Here is a 12,560-nt window from a genome sequence, read left to right as displayed (position 1 = left end):
CTATCGATCCCAATTTTAGCAAACCCACCTTTCCTCAGCTTTTAGTAACTTCGCGGGCAAACCTGCAAACAAATGAGCAAAGAGAAACCTACCATACCCAAAGGCACACGCGACTTTGGCCCGGCTGTCGTGGTCAAGCGGAACTATGTCTTCGGGGTAATCAAAAAGACCTTCGAGAAATTCGGCTACCTGCCGCTGGAAACACCCGCCATGGAGCAACTGTCTGTGCTGACGGGTAAATACGGGGAGGAAGGCGATCAGCTTATCTTCAAAATCCTCAACTCTGGCGATTTCCTGTCTAAGACAAAGACGGAGGATATCGCAGAGGGCCACAAGCACCTGACCCGAAAAATTTCTGAGAAAGCGCTGCGCTATGACCTCACGGTGCCTTTCGCCCGCTTTGTGGTGATGAACCGCAACGAAATCACTTTCCCTTTCAAGCGTTACCAGATTCAGCCGGTATGGCGTGCCGACCGGCCGCAGCGGGGCCGCTACCGCGAGTTCTACCAGTGCGACGCTGACGTGGTCGGAACGAATTCCCTGCTTTGCGAGGCGGAGATCGTGCAGATGATCAACGAAGTGCTGACGGAACTCGGACTGACGGATTTTACCATCAAGATAAACCACCGGGGCATTCTGGCGGGCATTGCCGAGGCGATTGGCGAAAAGGGCCGCGAAAGCGATATCTGTGTGGCCATCGATAAGCTGGATAAAATCGGGCAGGAAGGTGTGCGGAAGGACCTGCTGGAACGCGGAATCTCGGAAGCGGCGGTTAACCGACTGGAGCCGTTTTATACCCTTCAGGGAAGCACAGCGGAACTTCTGGACCAACTCCAAATCCTTCTGGGCGAGACGGCAGAAGGGCAGCGAGGCCTCCAGGACCTCCGTGACGTATGGCAGTACCTCAGCCACCTCAACAGCCAGGCACTGGAGGCACAAATCGCCTCCGGAGCGCCCAGACTGCTCTTGGACGTTACCCTGGCCCGGGGCCTTTCCTATTATACCGGCTGTATCTTTGAGGTGAAGGTAAATAACGTGAACATGGGCAGCATCAGTGGCGGTGGCCGCTACGATAACCTGACGGGCATGTTCGGGCTACCGGGCGTGTCGGGGGTCGGTTTCTCCTTCGGCGTGGACCGCATATATGACGTGCTGGACGAGCTCCAGTTGTTCCCGAGCAGCAGCCAGGTAGGCACCAAGGTGCTTTTGGTGCAGTTCGACAAAGCCTCGGAGCTATATGCGCTGCCGGTGCTGCAGCAGCTCCGCGATGCAGGGATTGCCGCTGAGTTATACCCTGAGCCCGCCAAGCTGAAAAAGCAGATGGGTTATGCCGACCAGAAAAATATACCGTATGTCATTTTGATAGGATCTGAGGAGATGGCCACCGGCAAGCTGAAGCTGCGCAACATGCAGCAGGGCGAGCAGCAGGACCTGACGTTGGAAGAAATCATCACAAAACTAAGCTAGCGGATGCCGCACGTGCACACCATATCCGGGGAACAATTGAGTTTGGAGGCGATTGAAGCCATCCTGCAGGAGCGGCAAACGCTGGCGCTGTCTGAGGAGGCGGAACAGCGCATTGTGTCGTGCCATACCTATTTGCAGCAGAAAATCAGCAGCACAGACAAAAGCATCTACGGCATCAACACAGGCTTCGGGGCGCTATACCACAAGAGAATAGCACAGCCAGACCTGGGGCAACTGCAGCGCAACCTGCTGATGTCGCATGCCTGTGGCACCGGCCCTGAGGTACCGCAGGATGTCGTAAAACTTATGCTGCTGCTCAAAATACAGTCGTTGGCCTACGGGCACAGTGGCGTGCAGTTGCAGACCGTGAAGCGGCTCATCGATTTCTTTAACCGCGAGGTATACCCCGTGTTATACCAGCAGGGGTCTTTGGGAGCCAGCGGCGACCTTGCCCCGCTGGCGCACCTCTGCCTGCCCCTGATCGGGATGGGAGACGTAAGCTTTCAGGGGTATAAACTGGCAAGTGAGCATGTGCTGGAGATGTTCAGCTGGGGACCCATCGAACTGAAGGCAAAAGAGGGGCTGGCACTGTTGAATGGCACGCAGTTTATGGCTGCCTATGGCGTGCTGGCCCTGCTACAGTCACGGCGCTTGTCCAGACAGGCGGATGTGATCGGGGCGCTTTCGCTCGATGCCTTTGCTGGCAGCCTGGAACCCTTCAATGCCCTGATTCACCGGCTGCGCCCCCACAAAGGGCAGGTCGATACAGCTTCAGCGGTGCGTACGGTACTGGAAGGGAGTGAGCTGATGCAGCAGGAGAAGCAGCATGTGCAGGACCCCTACTCTTTTCGGTGCATTCCGCAGGTACATGGGGCCACAAAAGACACCCTCTCCTACGCAGCGCAAGTGTTTCTGACGGAGGTGAATGCCGTGACGGACAATCCCATCGTTTTCCCGGAAGAAGATGAAATCCTGTCCGGGGGCAACTTCCATGGGCAGCCGCTGGCGTTGGCGCTCGATTATATGGCCATTGCGGTGGCAGAGCTGGGCAGCATTTCCGAGCGGCGCACGTACCAACTCATCGCCGGGTTGCGCCACCTACCGGAGTTTCTGGTGGCAACGCCTGGCCTCGATTCCGGTTTTATGATCAGTCAGTACACGGCGGCGTCCATTGTGAGTCAGAACAAGCAATTCTGCAGCCCCGCCTCCATCGATTCGATCACCTCCTCCAACAACCAGGAAGACCACGTGAGCATGGGGGCAAACGCCGCCACTAAGTTATACCAGGTAGTACAAAACGTGGAGCGGATACTGGCCATTGAGTTGCTCCACGCTGCGCAGGCGCTGGAGTTCCGTCGTCCCCTCAAAACCTCTCCTGCCCTGGAGAAGTTGGTGGCCGCTTACCGCGAAAAGGTTTCATTCATGCCCGCGGATCGGGTACTGCATTACGATATCGTTGCCAGTGTCGCGTTTTTACGTGAATCCCCTTTATGGCAGGACATGTAGTTCCCGCGTTTAGCGTAAAAGTTTGTGGCTTCCTTCTCTCTCATGAAGTTTCGGATATGCATTTTTTGCTGCAGGCCGATGGGAACACATACTAAACCAAGCGGATCGGCATTATATAAATAGATACCCAATCTTCGCCCTATTGTCCTTTGAAACACCTCCTGCACATACTGCTCCTCTGCTGCTTCTGTTGCCACGCCTGGGCGCAGGGAACAACAAAATGCTTTAAGGCTTATGATGGGAAGGGGCAGGAAGCGAAGATACTTTGCGTTGGCCAGGAGTACCTTTTCCAGGACTGCGGGGATCAGGTGCCGGATGAGAACGAGTATTACGTGTTTGACTACAAAAACGGCACTCCTATCGCAAACGCATCTGATGCCCAAAACCATACCTATACCTCCCCCGGACTATACCGGGTGCTGCAGATCGCCAACTATGGCAACAACACGCTCACCGACACGGTCTCCGTTGTGTTCGAGGTGAAAGAGTCTCCCGCCCCGGCCTTCAGCATCCAGAACTGCGCAGGAGGCACTGTAACCATCACCGTTACCGATAGCAACTACAGCAGCTATAGCCTCGACTTTGGCGACGGCACAACGTCCACAAACGTTCGTGCTGGCAGCCAGCTGCAGCACCGGTATACTGCACCGGGCACCTATAGCCTTACGCTGACGGGAGCCTATGCCGGTGCAGCATGTGCCGGAATGCGCACTGCAGAAGTCACCGTACTGCCCTCTGTTCCGGCCCCAAAAATAAGCCGACTCACGGTGTTGGAGCAGGCGGCCAGCGGGCAGCTACAGCTGGATCTGGAGAACCTGCAGCCGGGCTTTGGCTACCTGGTGCAGCAATCGCAAAATGGCAGCTACCGCACCATCGACACCATCCGCAGCGTGACGCAAAGTTCTTTAACGCGACAAATAACCGGCGTTAACACAGCCACTGCGTTAAATTACCGCATCGTGCCGTATGATGCCTGTGCATCTGCCCTGCCAAACTCCAACGTGGTCAGTTCTGTGGCCATCCAGTCAAGTGCAACTGCCGACGAGCGGGTGGAAATTGCGTGGCAGAGCATGCTTGCCACCGGCACTTTTGAGCTATATAGAAACGGCACCCTGCTCCAGACACTGCCCCAGACTGCCACCAAATACACGGACACGGACGTGCGTTGCGGTCAGGCCTATCGCTATGAAGTGCGCGCCCTGGCCTCCGATGGCAGCGTGTCCCAGTCAGTCGTCCAGGAAGTACAGGTGCTTTCGTCAGCCATACCTGCCCCCCCGACGTTGTTCTCCACTTATACCATAAGCAACCAGGTAGAGGTACTGGTGCAACTGCCGGAGGGTGAGGATGGGCCTACCGTTTACCTGGAGCGAAGTGTCGCTGGCGGCATTTTCAAAGCCCTCGCACAGGGGCAGCAGACGCAGTTCACAGACAGCGACCCACTAGCTGCGACCTGCTACCGCGCCACCTATACCAACGCTTGCGGCAATACCTCACCGCTTAGCGCTATCTCCTGCCCTATTTTCCTGAGGGCAAAACAACAGCCAGACGGTGCCGCTGTCTTTTTGGAATGGTCTGCCTACACAGGTTTTCCGACAGGTATGGTCAGCTATACTGTTGAAGTACTGGATGAGGCAGGCAACAGCATCAGCAGTTACCCGGCCTCCGGCGAAACTTATACTGACCGGTCGCTGCAAGATGAACTGCAGCGGCTTCGTTATCGCATTAAAGGCAGCTTAAGCGATGGCTCCGTCACCTACTCCAATGTGGTGGAGGTGGAACAGGAACTACAGCTGTATGTGCCCAGCGGCTTCACCCCAAACGGGGACGGCCTGAACGACACATTTGAGGTGAAGGGGCGCTTCTTTAGCGACTACACTATTCGGATTTACAACGGCTCAGGCCGTGTGGTGTATGAAGGCACTGCGTCCGAACCCGCCTGGGATGGAACTTACAACGGAAAATTGTTGCCGACCGGGGCGTATGCCTATGAGATAAACGCTGTCTCAAAATCTGGGGCGGCAAAGCGCCGAACGGGCACGGTGACGCTGTTGCGCTAAACCCGTAACGGTATACCGGCCAGGCCATACCTGAAGCCATACTGCCCGCGCGAGGAAGCGGGCTTAAGCTTCCGCAAAACAAGCTTATGCGTATATTTGCGGAGAGCGCAGGCGAATCAACCTAAAATTCGTACACGTACACTTACATCCACAAAACAAGAAACTATGTTTGACATGTTCGGCATGATGGGCAAGATGAAAGAAGTCCAGGCCAAATTGAAAGAAGCGCAGGAAAAGCTGAAGGATATCACCGTTACCGCCGAGTCTGGTGCCGGGCTGGTGAAAGCCACAGTGGACGGGCAGCGCAAGCTCCTTAAAATCGAGATTGACGACTCGATCCTGAACGCCGATGACCGCGAGATGGTGAATGACCTGGTAGTGGCTGCCGTAAACAACGCCATGCTGACAGCCGGTGAGCGCGCCCAGGAAGAGATGAAGAAACACACCGAAGGCCTGTTGCCAAACATACCCGGCCTAGACCTAGGAAGCTTTGGATTATAATTCCCCGCGCGTAGCCATCGTCATTCTAAACTGGAACGGGCTGCGGTATCTGGAGGAGTTTCTGCCTTCGGTGGTGGCGCACAGCGTTGGCTGCGAGATAATCGTGGCCGACAATGCCTCCACCGACGGTTCCGTTGCTTTTTTGGAAGCCCGCTTTCCGCAGGTGCGCCGCATTCTGCTCTCCGAGAACTTTGGCTTCTGCGAGGGGTATAACCTGGCCTTGCGTCAGGTGGAGGCAACTTACTATGTGCTGCTCAACTCCGATGTGGCCGTTCCGCAGGGCTGGCTGCAGCCCGTCATCGGGTTGATGGACGCAGATGCCGGCATCGCGGTTTGCCAGCCCAAGATCCTCTCGCAGCAGCATCCTGATTTTTTCGAGTATGCCGGCGCGGGCGGGGGCCTGCTCGATTACCTGGGCTATCCGTACTGCAGAGGCCGCCTGTTCGAAACGCTCGAGGAAGACCGGGGGCAGTATAACGACGTGCAGGAGATTTTCTGGGCGACCGGTGCCTGCATGGTTGTGCGTGCGGAAGTATTCAGGTCGCTCGGAGGATTGGAGCCCGCCTTTTTTGCGCACATGGAGGAGATCGACTTTTGCTGGCGGGCCAAAAACGCCGGGTATAAGGTAATGTACAGCGGCCAAAGCAGTGTGTTGCACGTCGGTGGTGGCACGCTGCACAAATCAAACCCCCGCAAAACATACCTCAACTTCCGCAACGGGCTGGCGCTGCTTTACAAGAATATCCCCTCCAAAGAATTGCTTTCTACGCTATTGCTGCGGGTACTGCTCGATTGGGTGGCTGCGCTGCGAATGGTGATGGCCGGGCAAAAAGAGGACGCACGGGCTGTGTTAGACGCGCATGTAGATCTGCTGCGCAACCGAAACTACTGGCATAGTCAGCGAAAGGCACAGCGTCAAAAAGGTAATTTTCCGGAGATGACCGGCGTTTACAGGGGGAGTATCGTATGGCAATATTTCGTGAGGCAGAAGCGGACCGTGCGGGAATTATAAGTCCCAGACAGTGCTGCGCTCGCGTCGCCAGCTTTTCTGCACGTTCATCCAGAAAGCCAGCATCAGGTACAAGATCACGGGCGAGCCCATGGTTAGGAAAGAAAGGTATATAAACGACAGGCGGATGCTACTGGTAGCGATGCCAAGCTTATCACCCAGCATCGTACATACCCCAAATGCCTGGGACTCGATAAAGTACTGTAGACGCTTCATTGTTGTAGATTAGAATAACTAAATTTACGCTTTTGCCCGACAAAAGCCAAAAAACAGGGTTATATTCCGTGCAATTTATAACGGATTTATAGGGCTCTGCGAGTACATTTTACGACTAAAGAGAATAACAGGATATGCAGCAGTACAAAAAAAACAAAAATCTAATACTCTCACTCACCCTTGCCCTCAGCGTATCTGGCTCCGGTTGCACCCTCCAACGCATGGTGAGCACAGCCGAAAAAAAGCAAACCGTCACGGTTATGCCTAACCCACTGGTAGCCAACGGACAGTATGTTAACTTCGAACTGAAGGCACAAGTTCCCGAGAAGCTCATCCGGGAGAAACAGACGTATAAACTGGATATTTTTTACGAGTATGGCATGAAGCGCGAGGACATCGCCACCTATAGCTTCAAGTTTGGGGAGTTTGTTTATGAAAATGGCACCCCCACCGTCATCCGGCAACTGGTGTTTCCTTACGCTCCCGAGAAAAACCCGGGTCGGCTACTGGTGCAGGGCCGCGCCATGGACGACGCGAAAGGCGATGTGCGCTATACCTCCCCGAAAGAAGTGGCGGTCGGGTTGGTGACTACACCGCTGCTACTGGTGCGCAACAATTCCTTCAGCTTTTTAGCGGACACGTACCAGGACGCTGCCAGCCAGCCGGGCACGGTTGTCTTTTACTTCGACCCTAACAAAACCGCCCTACAGAGCAACCACGGCCCCGAGGAGCAACTGCTGCAACAGTATGTGCTCGATAATGTGAGTACGCAGCAGATCACGATCACCGCCAGCCAGTCGCCAGACGAGACAGGCCCTAACCTGGCCCGGAAACGCGCCAAAGCCCTTGAGGAATTGTACCGCAAAAAGCTAGGCACGCTTGATTACAGTGGGAAGAAGGTTACGATCCAAACGGCTGTGGAGATTGCCCCGATGGATTTGCTGAAGCAAAGGTTACAGACCTCCCCCCTCCCCAAGCCTGACAAAAAGGAAGCCCTCAGCATTCTGGAGAGCAGCCAGAGCCAAACCGAAAAGCTGAAGGCCCTACGACAGTTGCCTGTTTATACCTACATCGAGCACTACATCTACCCCGGTCTGCGGGCCGCGCGCTTGGAGGTTGACTACAACCGCAACCGGAAGCCGGATTATGAGCTCTATGTGCTGGCGCAGAAGATGGCTACCGAAAACACCGCTGGCGACGTGCTGACGGAACAGGAACTGCAGCATGCGGCCACCCTCACCCCCCTCCTCGACGAGAAGCGCAAACTGTACGAGGCTGCCATCAAAACCTCAGACAAGTGGCCCGCCTACTATAACCTGGGGGTGGTATACAACGAGATGGCCCGCAAAGAGTACCGGCCAGCCGTGAAGCAGGCTCTGCTGAGCAAGGCCATCCATAACCTGACGTACGCCAGTTTCCGCAATCCTTCCCTGGAGGTATATTATAGCCTGGCCAGTGCATACCATCAGCAAGGCGCTTTGCTGGATGCACTTAAATTCTATGACAGTGCCATCAAGGCTGGCGGCGACGAGCAATTACTGCAGCAGGTGTTTGCCGATAAAGCCGCGCTGGAGATTGAAGCGGGTCAGTATAACGAGGCCATCGAAAGCCTACGCTATGCCGGGTCCGGATACCAAACCAACATGAACCTCGGCCTGAGCTACCTTCTCAAAGAAAATTACGAGGGGGCCGCAGAGTTTTATACCCAGGCACTGGCGGAAAAGCCTAACGACGGACTGGCGCACTATAGCCTTGCCCTCATCGGGGCCCGGACAGACGATGCCCAGTTGCTGGAGCAGCACCTTCGCAAAGCCGTGCATTCTGATAAGGCGTTGATGGAAAAAGCGATTAATGACCTTGAATTTGCGCCTTACCGCGACAAAGCCCCATACAAAGATGCCTTGCTGCAGCAATAGCCGCCGCATAAAAGAAATAAGACATTGGAAATTGACAGACTTCTCTTAATTTTACTTTCAGAACAGAAGAATTAAAACATCATATATGCGAAGTATACAGTTTAGAGAAGCCCTGCGCGAAGCACTGTCTGAGGAAATGCGCCGCGATGAGCGTGTATTTCTGATGGGTGAGGAAGTAGCCGACTACAACGGGGCTTACAAAGTGAGCCAGGGCATGCTGGACGAATTTGGCCCGGAGCGCGTGATTGACACCCCGATTGCTGAGCTTGGCTTTGCCGGTATCGGCGTGGGCGCCGCAATCAACGGCCTGCGCCCTGTCATCGAGTTCATGACTTTCAATTTCTCGCTTGTCGCCATCGACCAGGTGATCAACTCTGCCGCGAAGATCATGTCTATGTCCGGAGGCCAGTACAGCGCCCCGATGGTGTTCCGTGGTCCGACTGGCAGTGCGGGCATGCTGTCTTCGCAGCACTCTCAGAACTTCGAGAACTGGTTTGCCAACACTCCCGGCCTGAAGGTTGTGGTGCCCTCAAACCCATATGATGCCAAGGGCCTGCTGAAATCAGCTATCCGCGACAATGACCCGGTTATCTTCATGGAGTCGGAGCAGATGTACGGCGACAAAGGCGAGGTGCCTGAGGAAGAGTATACCCTGCCCATCGGCGTGGCCGACATCAAGCGCGAAGGCACTGACGTGACCATCGTTTCCTTTGGCAAGATCATGAAAGTGGCGCTTGCCGCCGCCGAGGAGCTGGCCAAAGACGGCATCAGCGCCGAAGTGATTGACCTGCGCACCGTGCGCCCTATCGATTACAAGACACTGATTGAGTCGGTGAAGAAAACGAACCGCATGGTGGTGGTGGAAGAAGCCTGGCCGCTGGCATCGATCTCTGCCGAACTGGCCTACCATATCCAGAGCAACGCCTTTGATTATATGGACGCACCGGTAAAACGCGTGACCTGCCGCGACGTGCCGCTTCCGTACGCACCTACCCTCATCGAGGCCTCCCTGCCCAACGTAGAGCGCACCATCGACGCCGTAAAACAGGTAATGTACCAGAAAGAAGCAAAATAGCCTGCCTTACATCAGGTATATAAACAAAACAGCGAAGCACCTTCACAGGTTGCTTCGCTGTTTTGTTTATACCCATACAGGATTTCCGCATCTCCCGGCAGCAACACCCCTGGGTGCGCCATTAGGCGATATTTCTAGCCCTCCGACTCTATCTCCTCCGTCTTAACTTTGACGGCATTGTCTTTTGGCCGGATGCCCTTGTCGTTTACGCGAGAGTATACCTGGGTAAATTCTGCCCCGAGCAGAAAGATAACCGAGGCATAGTATACCCATACCAGGATCAGGACCAAAGAACCGGCCGCCCCGTAGGTGTCGGCCAAAGGGTCGTGCTGGAAGTAGATGTTGAGGATATACTTGCCGATGACGAACAGGATGGCTGTGACAGAAGCGCCCACCCATACGTTGCGCCACTTTATTTTGGCATCAGGCAGCACCTTGAAAATGGCGGCAAAAATCAGCACGCTGATCAGGATGGAGATAACCACATTGGCCGTTGTGATCAGGTAGACCGCAACGCCCGTCAGGTTCTCGCGCAAGTAGTTGTTGATTACCCCCATCACAATATCCACCGAAAGCGACACCAGCAACAGAAACCCAAGGCTCACGACCAGGGCAAGCGAAAGCATCCGGTCAAGAATCAGCTTTATCCAGCCTCTCTCGGGTTTCGCTTTTACCTCCCACATGGCATTGATAGAATCCTGAAGGGCCACAAAAACTGTGGTGGCCGTAAAGATCATGGTCGCTACGCCGACCAGTGTACCAATGGTCGTGGCATCCGACTGACTGGCGTTCTCAATGATGCTCTGAATCTGCTCGGCGCTGTTGCGGCCCACCACCCCGCCAATCTGCTTCACCACCTCCCCGCGCACGGCATCCTGGCCAAAGGCGGCCCCCGCAATGCGGATAATAATGATAAGCACTGCCGGGAGTGAGAAAATGGTATAAAAGCCGATAATGGCGGCATAGTCCAGCGGCTTGTCATTCGAAAAGTCCTTAAAGGTTTCCTTGGTGATATCCCACGTCGTTTGAAACGATTTTTTCATGTGTTTTGATGGCTATGATTTTTTCAAATGCGGGCCTATTTTGAAGGCAGTGCTTTATCTTACGGCACTGCTCACGCCAGGATGGAAGAAGAACGCAAAAAACAGAAAAGTCAGTGGGCTGGCTTTTGCTCATACCATACCGACACCTGCTCCAGAGGTTTGCGGCTCAGATCAGGCACTTTGGCCCCAACCTCAGGGTACCCGACAGGCAGCAGCAGGAACGGGCGCTCGTTGTCGGGGCGCTGCAAAAGCCTGCTCAGGAAATTCATCGGGCTCGGGGTATGGGTCAGCGTCACGAGGCCCGCCTGATGTATGGCGGCGATCAGAAAGCCGCAGGCGATGCCCACCGACTCGGCCACGTAGTAGTTGTTGCGTTTGGTGCCGTCTGGAGTATAGTCATAGGCTTTCCTGAACACGACGATAAGGTACGGGGCAGTTTCCAGGAAAGGCTTGCGCCAGTCGGTGCCCAGGGGCGCAAGGTCTTCGAGCCACTCCGGCGTCATGCGTCCACTGTACGAATCCCGCTCCTCTTTCTCGGCAGCCTCCCGGATCTGCTTTTTCAGAAGCGGGTCAGACACCACACAGAAAGTCCAGGGCTGTTTGTGTGCCCCGGAGGGGGCTGAGGCGGACGTTATGATCAACTGCTCGATAACTTCGCGGGGCACCGCCCTGGCAGAGAAGTCCCGGACGCTGCGGCGCCTTTGCATAAACTGCTGGTATGCCGCCGCCCGTTCCAGCGTCTCCTCCTCGGAGAAGCGCATCGGCTGGTATGGGATGAAAGGATAAGTTGCGTCTGACATGTATAACTGTATTTGGACTTCGGTTAAATGTGCTTCTGCCAGGCCTAGGCTAGCAAAGTCAGTTGGGCCAGGTAATTCCCGAACTCGCCCTCATACAACACCTCAAAGCCAAAGCCCGCCTCCGTGGCATGGTCCTCCAAGATGGCGGCATCGATAAAAAGCCAGTTGAACCAGCCACTCTCGTGGTCTTTATAGGTCATGTTGTATTTTACCTCCCCGTAATAGCCAGCATTCAGGTCGAGCAGCACAGAGCCGTCCTCGTCTTCAAACATGTATAGGATATCCGAAGACTCCAGTAACAGCTGCCCGCCCGGTTTCAGGAGGGATTTGGCGTGCCGCAGAAACCGGTCGAGCCCCGACAGGTCGCCCGCAATGCCGATCCCGTTCATGAGCAGAAGCAGTGTGTCATACCGCGCGTCTTTTAGGTCCAGTATATCCTGGTGCAGCACGTTCCGGACACCCCGCTGCCGCATCACCTCCACGGCGCCAGCAGAAAAATCGAGGGCGGTAACCTCATGGCCCCGATTCTGTAGGGCGAGGGTATGGCTTCCGGCGCCGGCGCCCACATCCAGAACAGCGCCTTGGCAAGCCGCAAGGGCCAGCAACTCCAGCTCAGGCATTTCCTTTTCCTCCCGGAACAGGTAATAAGCCGGAATGATATCATCTTCTGTCAGGTTACTGGCCACGATCACCTCTGCTGCGGCATTGCCCTGCAGGTAATCCAGCATCGCGGCCCCCATTGGGTCATTGCTCATGCGATTATAATTTATTTGAGGCAATTTCGTTACAATTACACAACTCTAAAAGCCCAACGCAGGCTAATATTGGCCCTACAAAGCAGATTCAGCACGTATACAAAGAGCGACCAATCAGGTATAACGTATAAAATTCTAAAATACTATATTGGATAATATAAAAATAACCGTATTTTTAACCCATGTTAGTAATGCAAGCATATCCTCGCACAACG

General features: G+C 54.9%; 11 protein-coding genes. 7 read left to right on the top strand and 4 right to left on the bottom strand.

The features are described from left to right. Positions 1-72 precede the first annotated feature (72 nt). From hisS to MKJ04_RS16205, 5 genes are all read left to right on the top strand, one after another. On the top strand, positions 73-1,467 hold the full coding sequence (gene hisS / locus MKJ04_RS16225) for a histidine--tRNA ligase (RefSeq protein WP_241642705.1): 1,395 nt from the start codon (positions 73-75) through the stop codon (positions 1,465-1,467). A 3-nt stretch (positions 1,468-1,470) separates the two neighbouring features. Further along, entirely contained in the window at positions 1,471-2,973 is a 1,503-nt protein-coding gene (gene hutH / locus MKJ04_RS16220) for a histidine ammonia-lyase (protein ID WP_241642704.1), read from the top strand. A gap of 149 nt (positions 2,974-3,122) precedes the next feature. Beyond that, on the top strand, positions 3,123-5,030 hold the full coding sequence (locus MKJ04_RS16215) for a gliding motility-associated C-terminal domain-containing protein (protein WP_241642703.1): 1,908 nt from the start codon (positions 3,123-3,125) through the stop codon (positions 5,028-5,030). Positions 5,031-5,195: 165 nt separating this feature from the next. Beyond that, on the top strand, positions 5,196-5,531 hold the full coding sequence (locus tag MKJ04_RS16210; protein ID WP_241642702.1) for a YbaB/EbfC family nucleoid-associated protein: 336 nt from the start codon (positions 5,196-5,198) through the stop codon (positions 5,529-5,531). Continuing rightward, complete coding sequence (locus MKJ04_RS16205; protein ID WP_241642701.1) at positions 5,521-6,543, top strand: glycosyltransferase family 2 protein; 1,023 nt, start codon at positions 5,521-5,523, stop codon at positions 6,541-6,543. The genes MKJ04_RS16210 and MKJ04_RS16205 overlap by 11 nt, the downstream gene beginning before the upstream one ends. Here MKJ04_RS16205 and MKJ04_RS16200 read toward each other — a convergent pair. Then, a complete protein-coding gene (locus MKJ04_RS16200; protein WP_241642700.1) occupies positions 6,538-6,756 on the bottom strand; it encodes a PspC domain-containing protein in 219 nt (72 codons plus the stop codon). The genes MKJ04_RS16205 and MKJ04_RS16200 overlap by 6 nt on opposite strands. Before the next feature lie 260 nt (positions 6,757-7,016). Between MKJ04_RS16200 and MKJ04_RS16195 the strand changes: the two genes are divergently transcribed. Next, positions 7,017-8,672 carry a tetratricopeptide repeat protein gene (locus MKJ04_RS16195; protein WP_241642699.1) on the top strand — a complete coding sequence of 552 codons (1,656 nt, stop codon included), beginning with the start codon at positions 7,017-7,019 and terminating at the stop codon, positions 8,670-8,672. 85 nt (positions 8,673-8,757) lie between these two features. Further along, on the top strand, positions 8,758-9,747 hold the full coding sequence (locus MKJ04_RS16190; protein ID WP_241642697.1) for a pyruvate dehydrogenase complex E1 component subunit beta: 990 nt from the start codon (positions 8,758-8,760) through the stop codon (positions 9,745-9,747). A gap of 134 nt (positions 9,748-9,881) precedes the next feature. On the opposite strand, the gene MKJ04_RS16185 is transcribed toward MKJ04_RS16190, so the two are convergent. From MKJ04_RS16185 to MKJ04_RS16175, 3 genes are all read right to left on the bottom strand, one after another. After that, positions 9,882-10,790, bottom strand: a complete 909-nt coding sequence (locus MKJ04_RS16185; protein ID WP_241642696.1) for a YihY/virulence factor BrkB family protein — start codon at positions 10,788-10,790, stop codon at positions 9,882-9,884. 110 nt (positions 10,791-10,900) lie between these two features. Next, complete coding sequence (locus MKJ04_RS16180; protein WP_241642695.1) at positions 10,901-11,590, bottom strand: nitroreductase family protein; 690 nt, start codon at positions 11,588-11,590, stop codon at positions 10,901-10,903. A gap of 44 nt (positions 11,591-11,634) precedes the next feature. Next, positions 11,635-12,345 (bottom strand): class I SAM-dependent methyltransferase, encoded by a 711-nt coding sequence (locus tag MKJ04_RS16175; protein WP_241642694.1) that lies wholly within the window; start codon positions 12,343-12,345, stop codon positions 11,635-11,637. Positions 12,346-12,560: the final 215 nt, after the last annotated feature.

Origin of the sequence: Pontibacter sp. E15-1, from assembly GCF_022601975.1 — a bacterium.
Classification (GTDB): Bacteria; Bacteroidota; Bacteroidia; order Cytophagales; family Hymenobacteraceae; genus Pontibacter.
The sequence above is the reverse complement of the archived record's forward strand: the minus strand, read 5'-3'. Positions and strand labels throughout refer to the sequence as shown.

Bases quoted from the DNA above. Each gene is read 5' to 3' on its own strand.
- MKJ04_RS16180 (WP_241642695.1), bottom strand. From the start codon at position 11,590: ATGTCAGACGCAACTTATCCTTTCATCCCATACCAGCCGATGCGCTTC.
- MKJ04_RS16185 (WP_241642696.1), bottom strand. From the start codon at position 10,790: ATGAAAAAATCGTTTCAAACGACGTGGGATATCACCAAGGAAACCTTT.
- hutH (WP_241642704.1), top strand. From the start codon at position 1,471: ATGCCGCACGTGCACACCATATCCGGGGAACAATTGAGTTTGGAGGCG.
- hisS (WP_241642705.1), top strand. From the start codon at position 73: ATGAGCAAAGAGAAACCTACCATACCCAAAGGCACACGCGACTTTGGC.
- MKJ04_RS16200 (WP_241642700.1), bottom strand. From the start codon at position 6,756: ATGAAGCGTCTACAGTACTTTATCGAGTCCCAGGCATTTGGGGTATGT.
- MKJ04_RS16175 (WP_241642694.1), bottom strand. From the start codon at position 12,345: ATGAGCAATGACCCAATGGGGGCCGCGATGCTGGATTACCTGCAGGGC.
- MKJ04_RS16195 (WP_241642699.1), top strand. From the start codon at position 7,017: ATGCCTAACCCACTGGTAGCCAACGGACAGTATGTTAACTTCGAACTG.
- MKJ04_RS16210 (WP_241642702.1), top strand. From the start codon at position 5,196: ATGTTTGACATGTTCGGCATGATGGGCAAGATGAAAGAAGTCCAGGCC.
- MKJ04_RS16190 (WP_241642697.1), top strand. From the start codon at position 8,758: ATGCGAAGTATACAGTTTAGAGAAGCCCTGCGCGAAGCACTGTCTGAG.